This window comes from Pseudoalteromonas piscicida, from assembly GCF_002744175.1.
Classification (GTDB): Bacteria; Pseudomonadota; Gammaproteobacteria; order Enterobacterales; family Alteromonadaceae; genus Pseudoalteromonas; species Pseudoalteromonas piscicida_B.
The window spans coordinates 24,062-49,336 of sequence record NZ_NKHF01000029.1; the positions used below are offsets into that span (position 1 = coordinate 24,062).

Here is a 25,275-nt window from a genome sequence, read left to right on the forward strand (position 1 = left end):
TAGTGGTGCTGCTATCCTGTGACAAATGTCGCATATAAGGAAAGGTCATGAAACCGAATTCTACTGAGCTCATTATTTTAAAAATTCTTTGGCGCGAACAGCCCAGAACTGGTAAAGAGATCCATGCAGAAATGGAATCTAAGCTGAGTTGGAGTTATTCATCAACGCGAAAAACCTTAGAACGAATGTGTGAAAAGGGTTATTTAGCTGAACAAAAGCAAGGCAACAAAAAGATCTATACTGCGGTACTGGCAAAAGTCCCCACGTTAGCACTCTATGCACAAGAATTTGCGAAACAAATTATGGAGCTGGATGAGCCACTTCCTATTGCCATGTTCTCTGATAGTAAACTAATCGCTGCAGATGAACTAGATGAGTTAGAGGCTATGTTAGATACATTGGCTAACAACCAAAGTGATAAAAAGTAAGGCCTAGCATATGGAAATGATATTGTTTGGCGTGGTATTTTGGACCTTGCTCTGTGGCTTAAGTTATCTAATGGCAAGCAAACTTGCTAGCTATTACATTCAAAATACCAGCCTTTGGTGGGCCGCCATACTGATCACTGTTATTCCTTGGATCCCACTTGATTACATAAGTAAAGAACATACCATTCCGAGTGTGCTGCTAAATACTAATCTGCAGCAACTGGCTGAACCACTATTTATGATGACTAAACAAACCCAAGTAACATCAGACTGGTTGGATTTTGCTTTGACAGTATTAATACTGGTTTATGGGGCCGGATTGACAGCTCAGCTAAGTGTATTTATCAAACAATATTGGCGAGTCAGACAACTGTGTAGCACGGCGTCAAAGGTTAGCTTTGGCTATTTAACATGTTATCAGTTACCTGTTAGCTGCTCGCCGTTTGTGTTTGGTGTACTTAAGCCCAAAATATACCTGCCAGCACAATTCAATGGGTTACCAAAGTCTGAACAAGAAGCGCTTATTTTTCATGAATTAACACATATAAATAAAGGCGATCATATCGCTGTGATGGTATGGCGAGTGCTGGCATCGATTGCGTGGTTTAATCCATTCATAGTAAAGATGGAGCAAGGCTTTGTGCGAGCGATGGAATATCGTTGTGACGAAGCGACTATCACTGCGCATCGGCTTGAGCCTCTGGTATACAGCAAAGCCTTGATGAACTCGTTGAAACGCGCTGCGACTCAAACGGACACAGTGAATATGACGGTCAGCTTTGCATCTAACTCACTAACGTTAGAGGACTATAAAAAGCGCTTTACGGTGATTTTGAAATCGCATAAAAAGCCAAGTAACGCCATATTGTTTGGACTCTGTATGCTGTTTACCTCAGGCCTTGGCTACGCCAATCTTCAATGGACAGCAGGGACGACAATAATCAGTAAAGCTTGGGCATACCCTGTAGTTAACCCAGAAATCACCTCAAAATTTGGGCATATCTCCAATTTTCGTCACAACAAAGCCCATCAAGGGCTAGATCTTGGTGGGAATATTGGCGAGCCTGCAATGGCGGTTGCAAGTGGAACTGTGATTATTGCTGATGATAAAACGTTACCTAAAAACTACGGTAAAGTGGTGTTAATCAGTCATGGCAATGGCTACCAAAGCCTATATGCACACCTAGATAGCGTGAATGTTGTAGCGGGTGAGAAAGTCTCACAAGGGGAAGTGATTGGTACCATAGGTGAAACAGGACGAGTAACAGGTCCTCACTTACATTTGGAAGCGCTTCATAACAATACGCGTATTGACCCGTTGAGCCTATTGGACAATTAACATGATAAGAATATTTTCAATTGCTGTTGCGATGATGGCGGCATTCGGCTGCTCAAAACAGCCCGAACATGCCAATTCCGTAAGCACACAAACAGAGGTGACTACGACTGTAACACCAGTGAGTCAGTCCTCTCAGAACATTAATGCAGTTGGCCAAAGTGAAGTAATGACCGAACAGGCTTTACAAAATGAGAAGCCCGAGCAAGATATACGTTTGCTCGCGCTAAAGTCGGGCGAAAGTTTAGCAAGTCTTCTGGAACCATTTGCATTTAGTGCACGAGATAGTTGGTTGGTGGAACAAGCGGTGAACACTTGGACATCTCTCACTACACTCAAAGCTGGGCAGCTGATAGAGGTAGAGCTGGTTGAAAAAGAGGTACAAAAGATAAGATTTGAACATGCGTTTGCTAAGGTAATTGAGATCAAAAGAGAGCAAGAGCAGTGGCAAGCATCATTGGTAGAGCTCGACACAATAAGCCAAACCAAGCGCTTATCCATCACCATAGATTCGAGCTTTTTTGTGGATGCTAACAAAATAGGTGTGCCAAACGACATTATTAATCAAAGCATTGTAGCCCTATCACATCTCATTGATTTTCAGCGGGAGGTTTATGCTGGGGATCAAATTGATTTTGTTTTTCAACAGCAGCGACTTATCCACTCGACAGACTTGCTGAAGCAAGCTTCAAAAGCGCTTGAACTTGAGTATGTTGCACTACTCTCAGGGAAAGAAGAATATCGCTTATACCGATTTACCGACAGTGCAGGAACAACTGCTTTTTATCATCCTGATGGTACGCTTGCACAAAGCTTTTTAATGAAAACCCCTTTGAATGGTGCTCGTTTATCGTCAAACTTTGGCAAGCGTCATCATCCCGTTTTGGGATACACCCGAATGCATAAAGGGATTGATTTTGGCGCCCCGGTTGGCACACCGATAATGGCAGCAGGGTCTGGCAAAGTGCTAAAAGCGGGCTGGGGCGGTGGTTTCGGCAATCGCGTGGTGTTAGAACATGACAAAGGATATCGAACGCTCTACGCACACTTAAGTGGTTTTGCCAAAGGGGTAAAGGCGGGTGTGCGAGTGAAGCAGGGTGATGTAATAGGTTATCTTGGTAACACAGGACTTTCGCAAGCCCGCCACCTACATTATGAAGTGCATAAGAATGGTAAAGCGATTAACCCACTCACCCTGAAACAACCCAAAAATACTAAGCTAAGTGATACTCAGTTTGATACGTTTTCAGCACAAGTAGAAGCAATAACGGCATTGCTAGAAACGAATAATACAAGAGTCGCACACAATGATGACCAACCTAGTGGTATAAATGATGCACCGAATGAATAGTGTTCAGCAAAGCAGGATTAACAGCCTAGATTTTATTCGGGGGATAGCCATCCTATGTATTCTACTTATCAATATCGAGTCCTTTGCTTATCCTAATCCTTGGGGAAGCTACCAGTATGGCTTTATGACAGACGCCGATAGTTATGTACGATACTGGGTTTATGTGTTTGCACAGGGGAAGTTTTACGGACTACTGGCGATGCTATTTGGCGCAGGTTTAACGATTATTATACAAAAGCAGCCTTATGATTTTGCGATTAAATTAAGTGCAGCTAGGTTACTTAGCCTATTTTTAATCGGTATTGTTCATGCTTACCTAGTTTGGAGCGGTGATATTCTGTATCACTATGCGGTGATAGGTATGATTGCTGTTTGGATTATTGTGCTCGGTCCCAATGTCACAAGAGTTGGTATAGCTATATGTGCAACCATTATTTTATTCTTTGGTTATAGTAAAGCTGAGCGTACTAATGTGCAATATCAGGCCTACCAAAAGGCGCTCAGTGTTAAAGAGGCGGCACGGTCACATGAGCAGAAAAAAGTGATAGAGCGATGGCAAAACAGGACCGAGCCAAGAGTACCCACGCACCGTACTGTGGCAGAGCCACCGAGCTTAACAGCGTATTGGCAGGACAACTTTGACAACCCGCAAGTACATAAAGGGAAGCTTTTTTATTCCAGTATTTTTTGGTCGACATTAATGATGATGCTAATAGGGTCGCAGTTGTATCTATGGGGATTATTTTCCAAAACAAAGTTCAGTCCCTTTGCGGTTGTAACCCTGTGTTGCTTAATTGCATTATCATGTTATGCCACTCAAGCCCGATATTTTCACTGGCTACTCAGCCCTCATACTCCCGTGCTTTCTTATTCGAAGCAACTAGTTATCGTGTTTAATCGTGAGCTTCAAGCCATTGTTTATTTGGTTTTATTGTCACTAATTTACAATCGCTGGCTGTATAGGTTTTCTCTACTTGGAGTAATAAACACCATAGGTAGATTTGCGTTAAGTAACTACCTATTACAGTCAGTAGTATTGATGATGATATTTTATGGAGTTGGGTTACATAACTCTCTAAGCCGCAGTGAGTTAGTATTACTATGGGGAGTGATGGTGGTGGTACAGTTGTTGCTCAATGTGCTGTACGGGCATTTCTGCAAAGTTGGGCCTGTTGAGCGCATATGGCGTAAATTGACCATCAAATTACATTCTTAATCAAGCCTAGCTTTATACCAGCTTGAGTTAACTTAAAACTCGAAAGAAAAGCCAAGAATAGGGCGCTGAGCACGTGTTTGATATCAACTCGCAAGCCAAAAAGCGAAACATAAGAATGGGCTTTGTAGTCCCCTAGCAAAAAGGGTTTCTTATCAGCTTTGGTTTAGTGCCTTAATCTCGGTTAATGGTGCAACAACCGTGTTATCGCGACCTTAACCATTTGCTTTTGTTGAAAGGAAGCAAGTAAAATGCTGAACTTTTAGTAAAATCAGATCTCCATATGACTGCCGAAAACTCAGTATCTACATTGCTTCAACACCTGCAAACGCAAAACCTACCCTGCGAGCTTCGTCGACTATTTCATGGTCGAGGTCGCTGTTATGAGGGGTTAGAGCAGATCACCGTAGACTGGTTGCAAGGTCAGTTATTGGTTTCATTATTTAAACAGCATGATCCCGATTTTCTGACGCTATTGAAACAGGCTATGCTTTCGCTTGTGGATGCCAAGCCCTTTGCAGGCAAAGTCTCAGCTATTTTACTTCAGCATCGTTATAAACCCGAATCGGATCTTGAAGTCTTGTATGGTGAGCTAACCGCTATGCCTATCGTTGAAGAAAACGGCCTTAAATATGGTTTAAAGCTTGGCGTCAAACAGAATATGGGGCTGTTTCTAGATATGCGTTTGGGTCGTGAATTTGTCAAAGTACACGCAAGTGGCGCTAGAGTTCTCAACTTATTTTCGTACACCTGTGGCTTTTCCGTTGCGGCCATTGCCGGTGGTGCTGTACATGTAGTAAATCTCGATATGGCCAAAGCCGCACTGAAACAGGGACGAGTCAACCATGAACTTAATCAGCATGATCTCAGTAAAGTGTCTTTTTTAGGCCATGACTTATTCAAGTCTTGGGGGAAGGTGCGTAAGTATGGGCCTTATGACCTTATCGTAATAGACCCGCCCAGCTTTCAAAAAGGGAGCTTTGCACTAACCAAAGACTACCAGCGGATTTTAAGAAAACTTCCTGAATTATTGACATCAGGCGCTCAAGTACTGGCTTGTGTCAACTCCCCAGAGGTTTCCAGTCAATTTTTAATCGATGAAATGGCACGAGAAGCGCCTTCATTGAATTTTATTGAAAGACTACCTAATCCACCTGAGTTTAAGGATATCGACGAACAGAGTAGCCTTAAATGTTTGTTGTTTAAATCTGAGTGATAAATAAGCAAAAAACCAATTAGCGTGGAAAAACGACCGCTCGGCAACAATCTACATGCTTTTTTAGATCAAATGGGTACTATAAAAGTATAAGTAACAACTTGTATTTATTATGGCCCAATACTTTGCTAGAAAGCTTTCCCCACTCGATTTGTCACAATTTTGGTGATGAGTGGGAAACATATTATTTTGACAGAGCGCTCAGTTAATGTGAGGGAGTAAACCTTACGCTAAATGTCGCACCACCCAATTCATTTTTGCAGGTAACGTCAAGTATTGCGTGGTGTAAATCTACGACCTCTTTAACGATGGCAAGACCAAGGCCGCTGCCTGTCATTGAAGATTGCTCTTTACGCCAAAAGCGCTCAAAGATTTTTTCATAGTTTTGAATGTCAATTCCAGGTCCGCTATCCATTACCGCAATACAGCTGCCTGCAGCGCTTACTTTGATAATTGCCCCTTCATAGCTGTGGCGAAGTGCATTTTCGATGAGATTTTTGATCATGATATGAATAGAGGACTGATCGCCTCTAAACATTTCGCCATCTTCGTCTATTTCTAGTTCTAATCGCTTGTTTAAAGTAACGGATAAGGGAGCCAGCATCATACAGGCTTCTTTTGCCAGAGGTGTGATGCTAAGAGGTTGCTTTTCGTATGCATTGAGACTTTGAGCGCGGGACAAATCGAGTAACTGTTGTACGACTCGGGTCATATAGCTGACGTCAGCTAAAATCCCAGCATGAGTATTTTTATCCAGCTTCGCAAGCTCCACTCGAGTGTTCAAAATGGCGAGCGGTGTTTTTAATTCATGGGCGGCATTGGCAACAAACCGCTTTTGCTCGTCAAACCCGGTTTCTACGCGTTCTATTGCTTGGTTTAAGGAATGCACAATAGGCACAATTTCAATTGGTAAGCCTTGCTCACTCAGTCGAAAGTTAAGTTGCTCTGGCCTTACTCGGGTTAATTGTGCTGCTACGCTCTTTACTGGCCGAACAATAGAGCGAATGGATAGGTATCCCACGAGCATAAAAACGAAAAACGCGGCACTGATGATAAAAATAGACACTTGGCTCAGCACTGGCATGACTGCTTCGTTGGCAAGCTCACCAATGAGGTCGTTTCTACCCAAATAGATATTGACAGGTACTCTGTCTATCTCAGTTTGTATACGGTAACGATCTATGCCGTCTAAATGAGAATAGCCAACGGGAATATCTTGGCTGTCGAGTAAAGCTCTGAGAGCCGCTGAACTCGTTGAATTAGATGTCGATTGCAGTAAGGTTTCGTTTGTTTCGGCATGGGTTACTCTAAAAACTAAATTGTTGTACAGAGCGTCATACCCCCATTTTTCTGCAACGTTATCCGATTGATAAATGAGCGTTTGGTTATTATTGAAAGAAAGTTGCTCTTGAATATCCTCACTCATTCCAAACATACTCTGCTCAACGGCTAAGTTGGCGTAATTAGTCGAAAACAGGTATAAACTTACCCCTATTAAGCTAAAAACGCAGGAGCCGATCACAAAGAAATGAAGGTAGATTTTTTTCGCTAGGGAAATTGGTTTCATGTCAAAATATATCCTATTCCACGTAACGTATTGATAGTCGTTTGCGCATTGGAAGACTCTAACTTTTTTCGGATCCGATGAACCGCAACTTGAATTGCATTGTCGGTTACCTCAAAACCCATGGCGTAGATGGCGTCATAGAGCGCATCCTTTCCAACTGTTAAGCCGGCATTGCGGATCATATATTCTAAAATAGCCACTTCGGTTTTGCCCATGGTCAAATTATCACCGGCTACAGTAACCCGTCTGGCTTTAGTATCCACCGACAGGTTATTGTGGGTGAGTAGATTTCCAGTGTAACTACTTGGACGACGCAACAAGGCCCGTAATCTGGCTTTAAGTTCATCAATCGCGAAGGGCTTGTTTAAGTAATCATCAGCTCCTAAGTCAAGACCCTTAATACGATCATCCACACTGCCTCTTGCCGTGAGGATCAATATTGGCAGCGTGTTTTGTTGTTTGCGGATCTCACGAATAACCTCTAACCCGTCTTTGTCGGGCAAGCCAAGGTCTAAGATGAGTGCGTCATACTGCCAACTTTGCATGAATTGCGTACTTTGTGCCGCGGTTGTGGCAATGTCGGCTGCATGACCGTCTTGGGCGATAGCTTGTTGAATAAACTCAGCAAGTTGTTGGTTGTCCTCAGTGATTAGCACTCTCATTAGCTTGCAATTTCCTTTTTCTCTATTTTTATCTGTTGTTGATGGAAACGTTTACCGATCAGCATGAGCTTGAGCAGTACGGGTAAAACAAGCATGCTTAATAGGGTAGACGTTATTAGCCCGCCGATCACAGCCCAAGCCAATGGCGGCCACAATGGGCTGGCACTTGATGTTAACGGGAGCATGCCGACTATTGTGGTTAACGTAGTTACTATAACAGGACGAATGCGATTTTGTACCGATAAACAAATTGCTTGTTCCAGCTCGGAACCTTGCTCTAAGTGAGTTAAGGTACTTTCGATCAATAAAATGGCTGTATTGACCACAATACCCATCAAGGCCAATATGCCTAAAATCGACATAAACCCAAATGGGATCCCCGCGATGGCCAACATGGCCGGTGCACCAACAATACCAAGGGGAATGGTGAGCATCACAAGTGTGGTTAAACGATAAGAATTAAACTGCACCATGAGCGCCGCAAACAACAGTGCAACGCCAAAAGGAAGTGTTTGTAGTAATGCGCCGTTTGCTTCCTCTGATTCTTCTAACTCGCCTCCAAAGTCCAATGTTACTTGATACTGTTGCGCAATTTCTTGTAACTTGGGTTGCAGCGCTGCCAAGACGGTCTCTTCGTCACTGCCTGCAATGACATCTGCTTTTATTGACACCACAAGCTCACCATTTCGTCGCTCGATAAATGGGGGAGCGCTGATGATGTCTGGCGATACAAATCCTGCTAATGCAGTAGTGGTTTGCTGTGGCAACAACACTTGTGTATTTAAAATATCATTACTACTTTGTGTTGAGCTTGGATCAAACAAGACAAGATTTATAGGTTCAGCATTATAATCAAGCGTCGTTACTTTGAGTCCTGAGCTTCTCCATGCGATATAGTCAGAGATCGTTTGGTGGCTTAACCCAAAGGCTGACAGTGTATTTTGATCCATATTTAGGTCGATAGCAGGTGCGCCGTAACTATAATTTCTGTACGGTGATTCGACTTCGGGGTGTTGATGCAGTGTTAAAAACATCGCCTCAGCGGCATTAAGTAATGCGCTTTGATCAATTCCTGTGAGCCTGAGCGCTATCGGACTTTCAATCGGGGGACCTTGTCCCAGCTCTCGTGCTTTGACTATTATTTCTGGGAATTGTTGTGCTAAAGCCACATTGAGTGAGCGTGAAAACTCGACTGGTTCAGCGGCCTCAGTTAGCGTTAATACGACGCGAGCAATGTGTGTTTCTCCCGGTTTTTGCGCGAGGTTATAGTAAAATCTAGGACCTGAAAATCCGCTAAAAACCATAGTATCGGTGACCTCATTGTTGCGACGGGCAAATTCAGCAACTTGGTTTGCCGTTTTAGTCGTCGTATCAATATGGCTGGATAAAGGTAATTGCACATCGATATAAACCTGGTTTCGGTTAGTACTCGGAAAAAACTGGCCATTTGCACTGGGTAAAGAAAGTAACACAGCGACTAACACTGAGGCCGATAGTAATGTTAGGGTTGGTTTTTTTAGTACCTGTGTTGATATGAAATAGCCAAACCTTGAAAGCGTATTTGCGAAGCTGCGCTGCCACATTTCAAGCTTAGTATTAGAAAAGTCCGTACTGCCAAATAATACAGGGATGAGTATCAAAGCAGCAAAATAGCTTAATGAAATACAAATGATCACAAGGACAGGGATGGTTGCGATAAAATCTGCAACACTGCCTTTAGCGAGTACCATAGGAACAAAAGCTGCAATGGTGGTCATTGTGGCGGCTGCAAGTGGTTTTCTTAATTCTATGACCGAACGCCTTGCAGCAGCCATTAAAGTGAGTCCTTGACTAGTATGGTAGCTAAGGCGCTCGGCAACAATAATGCAGTTGTCAACTATCAGGCCAAGTGACAGTACTAAGCCGGCAATGGTCATTTGGTGGATCACGCCATCAAAAGTTGTGAATAACGCAATTGATGACAGGACGATAGCAGGTACAGTCAGGCTGATCACAAGCGCACTTTGTATGGAAAGAAAAAACACCAAAATAACGGCAATACCAATACAGCTTAAGATTAAGGAATTGACCAAACCATCCCGACGTTTTTTTGACCAGTCAGGCTGGAAAATTTCGATTGCAAGTGGTGCCGTTTCGTATCGAGCATTAATATTGTCTACAGCATGTTTGATCGCCTGACCTGCGGCTTCAATATTTACTTGATTGGGAGGCAAAGAGAGGGCGATACCGACAACTTGCTGACCATTATGCCAAAATTGCTCGGTTGCTGTTGGTATCGATCTGTATCCTATGTCTGCAATGCTTGTGAGTGGGATCTTAGCTCCCTCTGGCGTAGTCAATTGCACATTCGCAACCCGTTCATCTTTACTTAAGTGGTTGATAGGAAGTACAGAAAAAGTGCTCTGATTATCGGATAATGCGCCGAGACTGTCTTGATTATTGGCATCTTGTAACTGCTTTGCAATGGATGAAGGAGTCAGGCCTAGCGCTAGCATCCGATGTTGAGAATATGCAATAGCCAATTCAACCCCAGGGTCGCCAATCAGTGTCGCATCTCTGATAACCCTAAGTTGACGTAGCTCATCACGTACTTGTATCGCTAACTCTCGATCAACTGCTAACCCTCTTCCTGTGTTAACCGTGAGTAAGATCCCTTGGGTATCTTGGGCTCGGTCAACAACACGAATTGTGCTATTACGCAGTTTTGCGTGAAATGGAGAAACTTCCTCTTTGATGCGTTGCCATATCAACTCGGTATCATATTCTTGCTCGTTTAGCTCAATATCTATGATAGCGTTACCAGAGCGGATCCTAGATTGAATGGTATGGATCTGCTCAATTTTGGCCAAGCTACGCTCCAGCGGCTTGACGATACTGTCATTTATCTGAGTAGTACTCAGATTGGGATTAATGATTTGAATAAAGCCATTACGATAGGGAAAACTTGGATCCTCTTGGCTTTTCGCGTTGAACCAGCCCAATATGCCCGTGATAACCAAAATAAGGGTTAACCCAAGCACCAAACGTGGTGGAGCATAATAAGCAAGGCTATTTTTTTCCATGACCTTTACTCCCTAACATGGCTAAGTTAAACCCAAGTTTGGCCGCAGAAGTGGTGAGCACATTATTATCTGCCAGCTGTGGTGCGGTAACCAACACTTTATCCCCTTGGTTGCCAAGGACTTTTACGTTAATACGCTTGAATTCAGGCTTGGCAACAAAAACATAAGCTTGATCATTAACATCATAATGCACAGCCGAAGCTGGCACTTTAAATGGCGGAGCCGCTGAAATGGCAAGTTCTAGGCGTGTGAGTAGCCCAACCAATTCTGCATTTTGATTAAATAGATCGACTGTCAATTTAAACAAACGTCCCACAGTCATGGATGGCAGACTTTTTTCAATCACCTTACCAGTAAGCGTTTTATTGATTGATGGCACAAAGATAGTCACAGGTTGATTGATAGATAAACCAATATATTCTTGCTCGGGCAGCAGAAACTCGGCTTTTAATGTCGTAAGCGTTTGTAATTGGAAGATGGCTTGGCCTGAGTTGACAACATCACCTGAACGGGCATATACATCTGTTACTATGCCGTCACTTTGCGCCACAATCTGATTTTCGTTTAGCGCATTCTGGGCCTCTTCAACCAAAGCTTCTGCAGAGCGTACCTGCTGTTCACGTGTAGTAAGTTCCAGCCTAGCGACATCCAACGAGGAGTCTGAAACGAGTTTTTTAGCGAATAGCTTTTCAGTTCGAGCAAAATCAAGTTTGGCTTGTTGTGAGGCACGTTTGGCACTGGTTAATAATGCTTGCTTCTCACGAAGCTGTGCTTTTAAGTAAGGTGAGTATAAAGACGCAAGCACCTCACCTTGCTTTACCACCTTCCCAGAGTAAGCTGTTGATGATTCAATTCTGCCTTCACTAAGAGAAGCGACGTATATCACGTCACTTCCAACAATGCGGCTGTAAAAATGTCTGGCAGGGACTGTTTCAGCCAACTCTACCGCTGTAAACACCGCTGGTGTCACCTGCTTTTCTATCGGCTTTGCCTTTGGCCCCTCACTACAGCCGCTTAGGACTGCAGTGAGTAATAGGAAAACTAATTTAAAAAACATATACATACCCAAGAATAATTTGTGCACTTCCAGAAGCGTCTATGAGTGGAGAGTCTTTGATTTCACTGCCATAGCTGGTGTAACTGATATCGGCTTTAACCATATGATGCTTACCAAAGAACCAATCACTTTGTACACCTACCTCCAATGCGGTGCTGGCGTCACCGAGATAAAATGGCCTATTGTTTAGGACCTCTGATGTTCTTACGCCATAGTAATAATCGACTAGATCTTCACTTTGAAAGTTGGCGGCGATATAAGGAAAAACTCGACCATCTTCAAATCTAAATGGGACGCCATAGCTTAAACTGGCTTCATATCCTTTATGCGTGCTGCTAACATCATGCATAAACTCAAAACCAAACTCACCAAACTGGGTATCGTACTCGGCCTCAAACCCAGCATCAAAGCTCATGTCTCTGTCTTCCATTCCAATAAAGTAGTCACTGTCAGCCGCTTCAAACCCATCTAACCTTAGGTGTGCGCCGAGACTGAGTTCGAATTGCTCGGTTTGGTACAATTTATAGCTTGCTCTTGGTCCGAGTAAGCTAAAGTTGCCGTACTGAATGGCAACTGCAGGAACAAATTCAGTCTCATTACCAATGTCAATATAACCTAGATCTTGCGAAATGATCGCTGCGCCAATTCCCCATTGAAGTGGTTGCGTTTCGGGTTGAGATGCAGCGCTTATTGGGGTACTACAAATAATAGAAATAGCGGCGACGAGGTTTACGAGTTTTCTAGCCATAATGGTATTCCTTGAAGTTAATGTTTGTGTTGTTGCAGCTAGAGTAGGGCAGTAAACTTTCTCGAAACTTACCGTTTATAAAATAATCACCTAATTCTAAATTTACTAAGATTCGATTGCCGAAGCGCCCGCAAAAGCTTAGTATCGGGGTACTCCGTGCGCGTTAGGATGCGTTGCGTTTGAATAAATTTATCGACATGACTGATTGCGAGTAATTGAACTGTCGATTGAATAAGAATAAAAAGGGTAAGTAATGAGTGAAGAACAAAACCAGCCACAACAAGAAACACTAACACCAGAGCAGCAGCAACAAAGGTCTATTCAATGGCAAAGAAGTTGTGTACAGGCTGCGCAAAAACATTTGGCTGATAAAGGCATTCTACCGGAAAGTATTATCGAAAAAGAGTGTCGTTATATTGAGCCGCTGGTTGCACTTTGGAAAATCAAAGGTCAAAACGGTAAAAGATATTGGGTGGTTACCGGCAACCTACCGACTGATCACATCGAAGCTTCTGCGGCTGCAACGCCTCGTGATGCACTGCGTTCATTTTCGTTCCATTGGCAATTGAAGGCCGATGAAATTATGGCAACCAAGCCAGTTGATAAAACGCAGGCTCAATTTGCTAACTTGCTAGTAAACCGAGCCCACGGTTTATATGATTTATTTGCCAAAGATGAACTTTGGGCTAGTGAAGCATAGTAAAGGGTTCTGTGTTAATTGATTGAATTGGGCACTTCAAGCGCTGCCTTGGAATGCCTGCTTCCATGAACACATGTCCATGGGGGGAAAATCCAGATTGTAAAAACTCAGGCACCTCATCAAGAATACATTGGATGTAAATATCCTCAAAGCCCTTGTCTTTAGCAATCTCCACAAGTCCACCAATCAAGGATGCGTAGGCTTCTCGGTTGCGATGTGACTTAAATATAGCGATTCGACTTAATAGTCCATCGTTACACAGTCGACCAGTGCCTACGGGTCCGTCTTGGTCGTCAATAATGATTAAATGTTCTGCGGTAATGTCTTGTTGGTCAAACTCAACGTCTTTTGGGATATGAAGTTCACAAACAAACACGCGCTCTCGTATTGCTTTAAGCTGCAATTTCTTGGATTGCCAATTTACTCTACTGATCCTATAACTCATACTGCCCCCGATCTACAGATCACACCTGCATTCCCTGTTTAGCGACAAGCTAGAGCTTACGAAAGCCTTTAATATACGGGCTTTCGTGATATGTTGTTGTTATTGTGAACGCGACTATCTTGTTCTAACAGGCTCTACTCCCAGCCCTCATCGAAGTCAGCGTCGGCTGGATCACTGTCTTCAACGAAGTAGGTCCCATCATTAATGAGTTTAGTTAACGTTTGTTTAAATTCCAAGCTGCTTAATGCAGGAATTATTGCTTTAAACTCAAACTCGACGTTATCGGTCAATTGTTTAATAGCATTTAAACACGCATGACTTACCGTATAGTTGTCGCCGTTAACACTGAATAAAATATGATCTTCACATACTTGATAAAGTGCCCGAACGCCTCCTGCTCGGTAAATGATGGGGTTTTCTGTTGCGATTTCTTCAAGTGCTTGGGGTTCAATCGGTGGATCGAGTGGTGCTAAATCCATTTCATGTTTTGGCTCACTGAGTGTTTTACCAAGCCACTTACTATAAAGCGAATCATCCTCAAGTAAGCTTTGTAGCATAGCGTGAATTTGTTGTTTATCTGAGTTTGTCACTTCACCTATGGAATCGCGAGGTAATAAGTCTGGATCACTGAATCGTTGCTTTCCAGCTTCCATATCAATAATATGATCGGCAAAACTAGAGATTAAGTCTTTTTGATCCGGCGCCCTAAAACCCACTGAATAATTTAATGCATTTTCTATGGCATAACCCTCATGTGGACATGCTGGTGGTATATATAAAATATCGCCGGGCTCAAGTACTGCGTCTATAACTGCTTCAAACTGTTCAACTTGTAATAGACTCTTATTTTGCGCAAATTGTTTTAAGCTTTCGTCACGTAGACCAACTCGCCAGTGGCGTTTCCCTTGTCCTTGAATAATAAAAACATCATATTGGTCTAAGTGTGGGCCAACACCGCCGCCTGGTGTAGAAAAGCTGATCATTAAATCATCTATTCGCCAATTTGGAATAAATCTAAATGCTTCTACTATCTCGGCTGCTTGTGGGTGCCAGTGATCGACTGCCTGAACGAGTAGCGTGCTGTTGGTCTCTGTTAACAGATCAAACTGTTCGAAAGGACCATGATGTGCTTCCCACTGATCTTTATGATTGGTGACAATGCGTGACTCTATACACTCTTCGGTAGCAAGACCTGCTAGCTCTTCAGGCTCAAGTGGATCGTCGAAATCTCGAAAGCCTTGTTTGATAAGTAGCGGCTTTTTCTGCCAGTATTGTTCAAGAAATTGTTCAAATGTTAGGTCGTTGATTTGCAGTTGATACATGAGGAAATTCCAGTGATAAAAAAAGCGAAAGAGGGGGAGCTCTTTCGCTTATCTTATACCAATTCATTGCAGATTAAACCCCATGATTGGGTCAAAGCAACAATTGAACTGGCATTAAGTAACTAAGTGGCATAACTCGAGGTTTGGATAGCAAGTTAGCTAGCTAAACCTCTTATTACTTAGTTTAGTTCGTCGATGAATGCTTCTGCACGACCAATGTAGTTTGCCGGCGTCATTTCTTTCATTTGCGCTTTGACTTCATCAGGTAATGCTAAGTTATCAATAAACTCGGCCATGATCTCTTGATTAACACGTTTACCGCGAGTCAAGTCTTTAAGCTTTTCATATGGCTTTTCAATACCATATTTACGCATCACAGTTTGGATTGGTTCAGCAAGTAGCTCCCAGTTGTCATCCAGTTCAGCAAGTAAGCGATCTGCATTCACTTCTAATTTGCTAACACCTTTAAGGGTTGCTTGATAGGCGATCAGTGCATAGCCCATACCAACGCCTAAATTACGTAATACCGTTGAGTCCGTTAGGTCTCGTTGCCAACGTGATACTGGTAGCTTTTGCGCAAGGTGGGCAAAAATGGCGTTGGCAATACCAAGGTTACCTTCAGAGTTTTCAAAGTCGATCGGGTTCACTTTGTGAGGCATGGTTGAAGAGCCGATCTCACCAGCAATGGTTTTTTGCTTGAAGTGATTCAGCGCAATGTAACCCCAAACGTCACGGTCAAAATCGATTAGGATGGTGTTAAAACGAGCGATAGCATCGAATAGTTCAGCAATATAATCATGTGGTTCGATTTGAGTTGTGAACGGGTTCCATGTCAAACCTAAGCTTGAGACAAAACGCTCACTATGCGCGTGCCAGTCGTATTCAGGGTATGCACTTAAGTGTGCATTATAGTTACCAACAGCACCGTTTATTTTACCAAGTAACTGAACGTTTGCAATTTGTTGACGCTGGCGTTGCAGGCGAACATAAACGTTTGCAAACTCTTTACCCATCGTTGATGGAGAAGCTGGCTGACCGTGAGTACGAGTCATCATTGGAATTGACTTGTATTCTACTGCTTTTTCTTTAATCGCAGCGAGTAGCTCATCACAATAAGGCAGTAGCACTTTGTCACGAGCTTCTGTAAGCATCAAACCGTGTGACAGGTTATTGATGTCTTCAGAAGTACAGGCGAAATGAATAAATTCATTAACCGCATTTAGCTCGGCATTATCCGCGACTTTTTCTTTAAGAAGGTATTCTACAGCTTTAACGTCGTGGTTGGTGGTGCGTTCAATTTCTTTTACGCGTGCTGCGTCAGCTTCGCTGAAGTTTTCAACAATGCTATCTAGAAGTGCATTTGCTTCATCGCTGAAAGCAGGTACTTCGGTGATGGCGTCGCTGCTCGCTAATGCTTGTAGCCAACGAACTTCTACGATGACGCGGTATTTGATCAAGCCAAATTCACTGAAGATGCTTCTCAGTTCTTTGGTCTTGCTGCCATAGCGACCATCCACAGGAGAGATAGCGGTTAACGCTGAAAGCTCCATAATAACTCCTAACTGTTTGTTTTTGAACGATACTTATAGAGTGGCACCAAGGCCACTACGAATTTTACAAATAACTTTTTGCCGCGCTGATGATTTTCTTTTTAGCAAAGAAAAAATGGCGACGTTTACCACCAAGCTGACGCCACAATACTGCACTGCGGATCCCCGCCAGCAGTAATGCTCGTATTTTTTGTTGTGTAGCTGGTTGTTTTAATAATTCGGGTTTTCCGAAGACTTGGATCTTGGGTCCAAGCGGGCTTATTACTTGTCCATAAATGTCAGCAAGGGATGCGACGATTTGGCTTTCGCAAATATCAAAGTGGAGAAGCTGGCGCTCCACTTGTTGAATTTTTTGTGCCAGTAAATCAAGCGACTTACTATCGCTGGTCAATACTCGTTCAAGCTGCATCATTGCACCGACATATTTCACCATCTCGACATCTTTTTCACCACCAGCAGAAAGCTGTTCAATGAGGGTTTTACATCCAGTTTTTATGGCGAATTTGTCTGGGTAGACGTCCTCAGGTCGTTCGGGCGAGGTATTGATAATACTTTTTAAAAAGCCTTCTACTTCATTTTCATTAAATGTACCGTAACGGGCACATTTTTGTACCAGTTTACTAATTTGGCACATCGCCGCCAAAGGCATAACGTATTGATTGTGCATTACTTGATTACCGACTCAATGATACCACCACCAAGGCAAACATCATCGGCATAGAACACCGCTGATTGTCCTGGTGTAACTGCTTTTTGTGGCTCATCAAACAGCACGCGAGCCATACCATCTTGGCCGACTAAAAGTGTACATGGGATATCGGTTTGGCGATATCGAGTTTTTACTGTGCAACGTGTTGTACCTTGTGGCCCTACGCGGTCAACCCAGTGTAATTGGTTTGCGTTTAAACCATTGCTGAATAGGCGAGGGTGGTTCTTACCTTGACCAACAACTAGCACATTTCTTTCAATGTCTTTATCGACCACATACCAAGGTTCACCATTACCTTCTTTTGAACCGCCAATCAATAAACCTTTACGTTGGCCAAGTGTGTGGTACATCAGTCCTTCGTGTTCGCCAACTGGATTACCTTCACAGTCTTCGATTGTGCCGGGTTGTGCAGGTAAAAACTTAGCTAGAAAGTCTTTAAATTTACGCTCACCGATAAAGCAAATACCTGTAGAGTCTTTTTTATCGTGGGTAATTAGGCCTTGTTCTTCTGCTATTTTGCGTACTTCTGGCTTTTCTATTTCACCAACAGGGAAAAGTGTTTGCGCAATATGCTCGTGGCTTAATGTGTAGAGAAAATAGCTTTGATCTTTGTTTTCGTCTTCACCACGCAGCATAACAAACTTGCCATCGCGTTCGGCTCGGCGCACATAGTGGCCAGTCGCAATATAGTCAGCACCGAGGGCTTCGGCGGCAAACTGCAAAAAGGCTTTAAACTTGATTTCTTTGTTGCACATGATATCTGGATTTGGAGTACGACCAGCCTTGTATTCTTCAAGGAAATGCTCGAACACGTTATCCCAGTATTCTGCTGCAAAGTTAACGGTATGGAGCTCTATACCAAGCTTGTCACACACCGCCTGCGCATCTTTTAGATCTTCAGCTGCGGCACAATACTCATCATTATCGTCTTCTTCCCAGTTTTTCATGAACAGGCCTTCAACCTGATATCCTTGTTGTTTTAAAAGATAGGCAGATACGGAAGAATCAACACCGCCGGACATTCCGACAATGACTTTAATGTGACTATTATCGCTCATAATTTCGCTATTAATCTTAATGCTCAGATAGAAAGCGCTTATTATACTCAAATCTCTTCAAATTGCACGTCCATGAGACGGCCAAGCTCAGTACAACTGCGCTGTATAGAACCCGTTAGAGTACGCGATATTCGCCACTTTTAAGCTCCCCGAGCTGATATTGCCCAATTTGTGCGCGAATTAGCCTGAGTGTTGGATGTCCGACGTGGGCGGTCATTCGGCGAACTTGGCGATTACGACCTTCTTTAATTGAAATGCTCAGCCACGTTGTTGGGATATTTTTACGCTCTCGGATCGGCGGGTTTCTGGGCCAAACATCCGGTTCAGACATTACTTCTACTTTTGCGGGTAAGGTTGCGCCATCCTTAAGTTCAACCCCTTTCCTAAGCGCGTCGAGACTCTGTTCGGAAGGCTCACCCTCTACCTGCACCCAATAGGTTTTATAGGTAGATTTTTTAGGGGAGGTAAGTTTGTTTTGTAGCTTTCCGCAGTTAGTAAGCAGCAATAATCCCTCACTATCTCGGTCTAAGCGACCAGCGGCATAGACTCCCTTAATGTCGATAAAGTCCGCTAAGGTTTGGCGGTTTTGATCATCAGTAAACTGACACAAAACGTCAAAGGGCTTGTTAAATAATACGACTTTGACTTGTTCCGGTGGTAATGCAGGCTTCGATTGTCTTTGATTGAATGGTTGTTTTCGTGCCTTGGAGCGTTGAGAGTGAGGTGGTTTTTTCCGTTGCTGTGTTCTGGGGTTGTTTGTATTGGCTCTATTACTTGTGCTCATCGCCATATTCCTAGTATTCACGAAAAGCGCTATATTAACGTAATTAGGCAGATGTGTCGCCTGAAAGCAAAAAGCGGCCATAGGCCGCTTTTAGTCATCTAACCTAACACTTACAGTGAAGCTAGAATGTCATTAAATACAGCTGATGGACGCATCGCCGCAAACGCTTTATCGTCTTCTGGCTGATAATATCCGCCAACATCCATTGCTTGACCTTGAACTTCGTTTAGGGCCGCAACGATTTCCGCTTCTTTAGCTGTTAACTCTGCAGCTACTTTCTCAAACTTAGCTTTAAGCTCAGTGTCTTTATCTTGCGCGGCTAGTTCTTGTGCCCAGTACATTGCAAGATAGAAGTGGCTACCACGGTTATCAAGTTCTTTCACTTTACGTGAAGGCGACTTGTTTTCATCTAAGAATTTCGCTGTTGCAGCATCTAGAGTATCGGCAAGAACCTGTGCCTTAGCGTTACCTGTTGTTTGACTTAAATGTTCAAAAGAAGCAGCCGTCGCTAGGAATTCACCTAAAGAGTCCCAACGTAAGTGGTTTTCTTTTTCGAACTGCTGAACATGCTTAGGTGCAGAACCACCTGCGCCTGTTTCAAATAAGCCACCGCCATTCATTAGTGGCACGATAGATAGCATTTTCGCACTAGTGCCAAGCTCTAGAATTGGGAAAAGATCTGTTAGGTAGTCACGTAACACGTTACCTGTTACAGAAATAGTATCTTGTCCTTTCTTCATACGCTCAAGAGAGTAAAGCGTAGCATCAACAGGTGCTTTGATTAGGATTTCTAGGCCGCTTGTATCATGCTCAGGTAGGTATGCGTTAACCTTTTTGATCAACTCAGCATCGTGTGCACGGTTTTCGTCTAACCAAAATACTGCTGGAGTGTTGGTTGCGCGAGCACGATTTACCGCCAGTTTCACCCAGTCTTTGATTGGTGCATCTTTTACCTGACACATGCGCCAGATGTCGCCTTCTTCAACTGCATGCTCAAGTAAAGTGTTGCCTGCAGTATCAACTACACGAATTGTGCCAGCTGATGGTGCTTCAAACGTTTTATCGTGAGAGCCGTACTCTTCTGCTTTTTGAGCCATTAGACCGACGTTAGGAATAGTACCCATAGTGCGAGGGTCAAATGCACCGTGTTCTTTACAGAAGTCGATAGTCGCACTGTAAACACCTGAGTAACAACGGTCAGGGATCACAAAAGCAGTGTCCTGTTGCTTGCCCTCAGCATTCCACATTTGGCCGCTTGAACGAATTGCAGCAGGCATAGATGCATCAATGATCACATCACTTGGCACATGTAGGTTTGTGATACCACGGTCGGAGTCAACCATTGCGATATCTGGAGCTGTTTCATAAACTGCTGCTAAGTCTGCTTCAATTTCTTTACGTTTAGCATCATCTAGAGATTCGATTTTAGCGTAAACGTCACCAACACCATTGCTTGCATCAACACCGATTTCAGCAAACGTTGCGGCGTGCTTCTCGAACACCTCTTTGTAGAAAACTTTAACAGCGTGGCCAAAGATGATTGGATCTGACACTTTCATCATGGTTGCTTTCATATGTAATGAGAACAACACGCCTTTTTCTTTTGCCTCTTGCACTTGTGCTGCTAAGAATTCACGTAATGCTTTTGCACTCATACGTGACGCGTCGATGATCTCACCTGCAAGTAGCGGTGTGCTCTGTTTTAGCACTGTGATATCGCCATTGTTCGCCACGTGTTCAATACGAACATCTGTTGCTTCAGCAACCGTTACTGATTGCTCAGAACCGAAAAAGTCACCGTCAGTCATTGATGCTACATAAGACTTTGAGTCTTTTGACCAGGCGCCCATCGAGTGTGGGTTTTTACGTGCGTAACCTTTTACAGACGTCGGTGCACGACGGTCAGAGTTACCTTCACGAAGTACTGGGTTTACTGCACTACCTTTAATTTTGTCGTAGCGTGCCTTAACTTCTTTCTCTTCCTCAGTTTTTGGTTCTGAAGGATACTCTGGCAATGCATAGCCCTTTGCTTGCAATTCTTTGATTGCTGCACGTAGTTGTGGGATAGATGCACTGATATTAGGTAGTTTGATGATGTTTGCTTCAGGCGTTTTTGCGAGGTCGCCCAATTCTGCTAATGCATCACCAATGCGTTGTTCTTCTTTTAAATATTCAGGGAAAATCGCAATGATGCGTCCTGCTAACGAAATATCGCGCGTTTCTACTTCGATATTTGCAGGCTTGGTGAATGCTTGGATGATTGGCAGTAGCGAATAAGTGGCTAATGCTGGTGCTTCATCTGTTTTGGTATAGATAATTTTCGATGTCATCATCATTCCTAGATAGTTGTGGGCTTGCGCCGTTCAACAATTGCTATTAGGACTAAGCAACACAGTGTTAAGTGCTCAATACTCACCGTTAATACGGGAGCGTGAGCGACAAACCTGAGCAAAGTCCAACATACGACCTACAGCTCAGAGCCTATTGAAATAATTACGTGTAGTGTGGATACGCTGCACTGAGTCAACCTTATTGACGATTTTTGTCTAAGATGAATAAAAATCTCTTTATGGCTAACAAATAGTGTGCTTCGCCTCCAACTTGTCTGTTTAATTATATCAACTGGCAATACGTGCGTTGCGTTAGCAAGTTTATTAGGTATTGCTACTCTTTTAGTGCATGTAGTCATTTGCGATGAAGCAAGCGATACATGCTAAAGTAGAAATATCTAACCAACCTATGATAGAGATTGCAAGCGTGCTTTAGTCTAACAGTGATTGCATATGGGGGCTAATTATTAAATTTAAAGTGTAAAAGTGAAAAGTTATAACAATTTCTATAAGAAAACGCTAAGTAAGCGACTGGTGCATATGTTGAAGACTGAATTGATCTAAAGGGGATAGGTTAACGGGGAGAGGAATAAGCGAGCACGAATGTAACCCGCTTTAGCCAAAAACTACTAACACTTAAACAACATCTTCCGTGATCGGTGCGATGTTGGTCGCGTGCAGACCCTTGGGCCCTTTTTGTAGCTCGAATGATACATCCTGACCAGCTTTAAGCGTCTTGTATCCATCCATTACAATCGTTGAGTAATGAGCAAAGATATCTTCGTCACTGCCGTCTTCTACGATGAAACCAAACCCTTTGGCGTTATTGAACCATTTGACTTTTCCGCAAGCCATACTTCTACATCCTTCTATAAGTTGACTAAATTAAAGTTAATCTACTCTTTTAATTTTGCTAAACTGCCCATAGATTAGACAGTCATGTAAGACTGTAGTTTATATGAGCAAGCAGTCAAGTTTTTTGCTCTTTTTTTTAACATTTTATTTATTTCTCAAATCTATTTGCTTGAGTATATAAGACAAGACTATATTTAATTATGAGTGGGACAAAAGATTCTGGTGTATTGGACGCCGTTCGCGAGGAACAGAAGCAAAAACTTCAACCGCCGCGAAAATATAAAGTGATTTTGAATAATGATGATTACACGCCCATGGATTTTGTTGTCGAGGTATTGACGACATTCTTCAATATGGATAGCGAGAGAGCAACTGAGGTGATGCTTGAAGTGCATCACAAGGGAAAAGCGGTATGTGGAGTATACCCTGCGGACATAGCCAGTACCAAGGCTGAGCAGGTAAACCGATATGCTCGTGACAACGAGCACCCGCTGCTCTGTAGTTGTGAGCAGGAATGACCTATTAATATCTTGTTGGGGGTTGCCAATGCTAAACAAAGACTTAGAACTTACTCTTAACGCCGCGTTTCGTGAGGCTCGTTCTCGTCGTCATGAATTTATGACTGTCGAGCACTTATTACTTGCATTGATCGATAACCCCTCTGCTAGTGAAGCGCTAGATGCCTGCGGTGTCGACATGAACACGTTAAAGCGCGAGTTATCAGAGTTTATTGATGAAACGACACCTGTTATTCCTGATTTAGAGGAAGACAGAGAAACACAACCTACACTTGGCTTTCAGCGTGTGTTGCAACGCGCCGTATTCCATGTTCAATCCTCAGGCCGCTCTGAAGTGACTGGGGTGAATGTACTAGTTGCAATTTTCTCCGAACAAGAGAGTCAAGCTGTCTATCTCCTTAAAAAAGCCGACGTGAGTCGCTTAGATATTGTTAATTTCATCAGCCACGGTATTTCTAAAATCGAAGATGAACACGAGCAAGAAGATCATGAGGAGATGCAAGACGACAGTGGTGATATACAACAGGAAGAAAAAACCAAGCTGGAGAACTTTACCTCGAACCTCAACGTTCAGGCCGAGTCAGGTCGCATCGATCCGTTAGTGGGTCGTGATGAAGAGGTAGAGCGTACGGTACAGGTTTTATGTCGCCGTAAGAAAAATAACCCGCTTTTGGTCGGGGAAGCTGGGGTTGGTAAAACGGCTATCGCTGAAGGGCTTGCCTATCGTATTGTTAACAACCAAGTACCAGATGTTATCGCTGATGCCGTTGTTTACTCATTAGACATGGGGGCCCTGCTTGCTGGTACTAAGTATCGCGGTGATTTTGAAAAACGCTTTAAAGCGCTACTTAAAGAATTGCAGTCTAAGCCCCATGCGATTTTATTTATCGACGAAATCCACACAATTATTGGTGCCGGTGCGGCATCGGGTGGAGTGATGGATGCGTCTAACTTGATTAAGCCATTGTTGTCTAGTGGACAGCTTCGTTGTATGGGATCTACCACGTATTCTGAGTTCAAGAATATCTTTGAAAAAGATAGAGCCTTGGTTCGTCGTTTTCAAAAAATTGACGTCGTGGAGCCTAGCGTTGAAGACACCACAAAGATTTTGCATGGTTTAAAAGAGCGGTATGAAGAGCACCACGGCATTCGCTATACACAAAAAGCGCTGAAAGCTGCCGCAGAGCTCAGTGCGAAATACATCAATGAACGTCACTTGCCTGACAAAGCGATAGATGTAATCGACGAGGCTGGTGCTAATCAGAGATTGCAGCCGTCTTCTAGACGTAAAAAGACCATCAATGTCTCTGATATTGAGGCCATTGTTTCTAAGATGGCCCGTATTCCACAGCAAAGTGTATCATCCAGCGATAAAGAAACACTGAAGAACTTAGATCGCAATTTGAAGATGTTGGTGTTTGGCCAAGACGAATCAATTGATGCACTTACATCAGCAATTCGCTTATCACGCTCAGGACTGGCTAATGAAGACAAGCCAGTAGGCTCGTTCTTATTTGCAGGTCCAACTGGGGTGGGTAAAACCGAAGTGACTAAGCAGCTTGCTAAGTGTATGGGAATCGAGTTTATTCGCTTTGATATGTCGGAATATGCAGAACGCCATGCGGTGAGTCGCCTAATTGGTGCGCCTCCAGGGTATGTTGGATTTGAACAGGGCGGATTGCTAACTGAGGCCGCAATTAAGCATCCTCATGCCGTAGTGTTGCTCGATGAAATCGAAAAGGCGCATCCGGACATTTATAACATTTTGCTACAAGTTATGGATCACGGTACGCTAACCGACAACAATGGTCGTAAAGCTGATTTCAGAAATGTTGTGTTAGTAATGACAACAAACGCAGGGGTACAAGAGACGGTTCGTCAGTCGATTGGCTTCCAGCAACAGGACTATACTCATGACGCCATGGTGGAAATCAATAAGGTGTTTACACCGGAGTTTAGAAACCGTCTAGATAATATTATTTGGTTCAACCATCTTGAAAAAGAGGTTATCTTGCAAGTTGTTGATAAGTTCATTGTAGAACTTCAGGCGCAGCTTGATAAGAAATCAGTGAACCTTGAGCTCACCACACAAGCAAGAGACTGGCTAGCAGATCTCGGCTATGATAAAGCCATGGGGGCACGTCCAATGGCGAGAGTGATCCAAGATAATCTGAAAAAGCCACTGGCGAACGAAATTCTATTTGGCCAATTAGCTGATGGTGGTACGGTTAAGGTGACAGTAAAAGACAATAAACTGTCTTTTGACTATCAAACGGAAGCCGTCTCTGCGTAAGCGCACGACTTATTGTGATAGTTTTTGTAAGCCCAGCTAAGCTGGGCTTTTTGTTGTGTGGTAGTTTTACT

The 25,275-nt window shown here is 43.3% G+C and carries 21 protein-coding genes; 8 read left to right on the top strand and 13 right to left on the bottom strand.

Annotated features, from left to right (window positions below; translation table 11 throughout):
- Positions 1 to 47 precede the first annotated feature (47 nt).
- From CEX98_RS06920 to CEX98_RS06940, 5 genes are all read left to right on the top strand, one after another.
- Positions 48 to 428, top strand: coding sequence for a BlaI/MecI/CopY family transcriptional regulator (locus CEX98_RS06920; protein ID WP_099641371.1), 381 nt, complete (start codon positions 48 to 50; stop codon positions 426 to 428).
- Positions 429 to 438: 10 nt separating this feature from the next.
- Positions 439 to 1,767 carry a M23/M56 family metallopeptidase gene (locus CEX98_RS06925; RefSeq protein ID WP_099641372.1) on the top strand — a complete coding sequence of 443 codons (1,329 nt, stop codon included), beginning with the start codon at positions 439 to 441 and terminating at the stop codon, positions 1,765 to 1,767.
- A 1-nt stretch (position 1,768) separates the two neighbouring features.
- The gene (locus CEX98_RS06930) at positions 1,769 to 3,115 is read left to right on the top strand and encodes a M23 family metallopeptidase (RefSeq protein ID WP_099641373.1); all 1,347 of its coding nucleotides are present in this window, start codon (positions 1,769 to 1,771) and stop codon (positions 3,113 to 3,115) included.
- Positions 3,108 to 4,331: a DUF418 domain-containing protein gene (locus tag CEX98_RS06935; RefSeq protein ID WP_099641374.1), complete on the top strand. Its 1,224-nt coding sequence runs from the start codon at positions 3,108 to 3,110 to the stop codon at positions 4,329 to 4,331. The genes CEX98_RS06930 and CEX98_RS06935 overlap by 8 nt, the downstream gene beginning before the upstream one ends.
- Before the next feature lie 280 nt (positions 4,332 to 4,611).
- Complete coding sequence (locus CEX98_RS06940) at positions 4,612 to 5,544, top strand: class I SAM-dependent methyltransferase (protein ID WP_099641375.1); 933 nt, start codon at positions 4,612 to 4,614, stop codon at positions 5,542 to 5,544.
- Between the two features lie 205 nt (positions 5,545 to 5,749).
- Here CEX98_RS06940 and CEX98_RS06945 read toward each other — a convergent pair whose 3' ends face one another.
- Genes CEX98_RS06945 through CEX98_RS06965 form a run of 5 tightly spaced genes read right to left on the bottom strand, consistent with a single transcriptional unit; the run spans position 5,750 to position 12,640 of the window.
- Complete coding sequence (locus tag CEX98_RS06945; protein ID WP_099641376.1) at positions 5,750 to 7,111, bottom strand: sensor histidine kinase; 1,362 nt, start codon at positions 7,109 to 7,111, stop codon at positions 5,750 to 5,752.
- Entirely contained in the window at positions 7,108 to 7,773 is a 666-nt protein-coding gene (locus CEX98_RS06950) for a response regulator (protein WP_099641377.1), read from the bottom strand. Before CEX98_RS06950 ends, CEX98_RS06945 begins: the two co-directional genes overlap by 4 nt.
- A complete protein-coding gene (locus CEX98_RS06955) occupies positions 7,773 to 10,835 on the bottom strand; it encodes an efflux RND transporter permease subunit (protein ID WP_099641378.1) in 3,063 nt (1,020 codons plus the stop codon). The genes CEX98_RS06950 and CEX98_RS06955 overlap by 1 nt, the downstream gene beginning before the upstream one ends.
- Entirely contained in the window at positions 10,822 to 11,892 is a 1,071-nt protein-coding gene (locus tag CEX98_RS06960; RefSeq protein ID WP_172439731.1) for an efflux RND transporter periplasmic adaptor subunit, read from the bottom strand. The genes CEX98_RS06955 and CEX98_RS06960 overlap by 14 nt, the downstream gene beginning before the upstream one ends.
- Positions 11,882 to 12,640 carry a MipA/OmpV family protein gene (locus CEX98_RS06965; protein WP_099641380.1) on the bottom strand — a complete coding sequence of 253 codons (759 nt, stop codon included), beginning with the start codon at positions 12,638 to 12,640 and terminating at the stop codon, positions 11,882 to 11,884. The genes CEX98_RS06960 and CEX98_RS06965 overlap by 11 nt, the downstream gene beginning before the upstream one ends.
- 253 nt (positions 12,641 to 12,893) lie before the next feature.
- Between CEX98_RS06965 and CEX98_RS06970 the strand changes: the two genes are divergently transcribed.
- Positions 12,894 to 13,340, top strand: a complete 447-nt coding sequence (locus CEX98_RS06970) for a DUF4826 family protein (protein WP_099641381.1) — start codon at positions 12,894 to 12,896, stop codon at positions 13,338 to 13,340.
- On the opposite strand, the gene CEX98_RS06975 is transcribed toward CEX98_RS06970, so the two are convergent.
- The 8 genes from CEX98_RS06975 to cspD form a co-directional block, all read right to left on the bottom strand.
- Positions 13,327 to 13,785: a GNAT family N-acetyltransferase gene (locus CEX98_RS06975; protein ID WP_099641382.1), complete on the bottom strand. Its 459-nt coding sequence runs from the start codon at positions 13,783 to 13,785 to the stop codon at positions 13,327 to 13,329. The genes CEX98_RS06970 and CEX98_RS06975 overlap by 14 nt on opposite strands.
- Positions 13,786 to 13,919: 134 nt before the next feature.
- A complete protein-coding gene (locus CEX98_RS06980) occupies positions 13,920 to 15,107 on the bottom strand; it encodes a cupin domain-containing protein (protein WP_099641383.1) in 1,188 nt (395 codons plus the stop codon).
- A gap of 179 nt (positions 15,108 to 15,286) precedes the next feature.
- Positions 15,287 to 16,657, bottom strand: a complete 1,371-nt coding sequence (purB, locus tag CEX98_RS06985) for an adenylosuccinate lyase (RefSeq protein WP_099641384.1) — start codon at positions 16,655 to 16,657, stop codon at positions 15,287 to 15,289.
- Between the two features lie 64 nt (positions 16,658 to 16,721).
- Positions 16,722 to 17,324 (bottom strand): high frequency lysogenization protein HflD, encoded by a 603-nt coding sequence (hflD, locus tag CEX98_RS06990; RefSeq protein WP_099641385.1) that lies wholly within the window; start codon positions 17,322 to 17,324, stop codon positions 16,722 to 16,724.
- Complete coding sequence (gene mnmA / locus CEX98_RS06995; protein WP_099641386.1) at positions 17,324 to 18,424, bottom strand: tRNA 2-thiouridine(34) synthase MnmA; 1,101 nt, start codon at positions 18,422 to 18,424, stop codon at positions 17,324 to 17,326. The genes hflD and mnmA overlap by 1 nt, the downstream gene beginning before the upstream one ends.
- A gap of 115 nt (positions 18,425 to 18,539) precedes the next feature.
- Positions 18,540 to 19,208 carry a pseudouridine synthase gene (locus tag CEX98_RS07000; protein WP_099641387.1) on the bottom strand — a complete coding sequence of 223 codons (669 nt, stop codon included), beginning with the start codon at positions 19,206 to 19,208 and terminating at the stop codon, positions 18,540 to 18,542.
- A gap of 110 nt (positions 19,209 to 19,318) precedes the next feature.
- Positions 19,319 to 21,538: an NADP-dependent isocitrate dehydrogenase gene (locus tag CEX98_RS07005; protein WP_099641388.1), complete on the bottom strand. Its 2,220-nt coding sequence runs from the start codon at positions 21,536 to 21,538 to the stop codon at positions 19,319 to 19,321.
- Between the two features lie 636 nt (positions 21,539 to 22,174).
- Entirely contained in the window at positions 22,175 to 22,393 is a 219-nt protein-coding gene (gene cspD, locus CEX98_RS07010) for a cold shock domain-containing protein CspD (RefSeq protein WP_099641389.1), read from the bottom strand.
- A gap of 200 nt (positions 22,394 to 22,593) precedes the next feature.
- On the opposite strand from cspD, the gene clpS reads away from it, so the two are divergent.
- On the top strand, positions 22,594 to 22,911 hold the full coding sequence (gene clpS / locus CEX98_RS07015) for an ATP-dependent Clp protease adapter ClpS (RefSeq protein ID WP_099641390.1): 318 nt from the start codon (positions 22,594 to 22,596) through the stop codon (positions 22,909 to 22,911).
- 28 nt (positions 22,912 to 22,939) lie between these two features.
- Positions 22,940 to 25,204, top strand: coding sequence for an ATP-dependent Clp protease ATP-binding subunit ClpA (gene clpA, locus CEX98_RS07020; RefSeq protein WP_099641391.1), 2,265 nt, complete (start codon positions 22,940 to 22,942; stop codon positions 25,202 to 25,204).
- Positions 25,205 to 25,275: the final 71 nt, after the last annotated feature.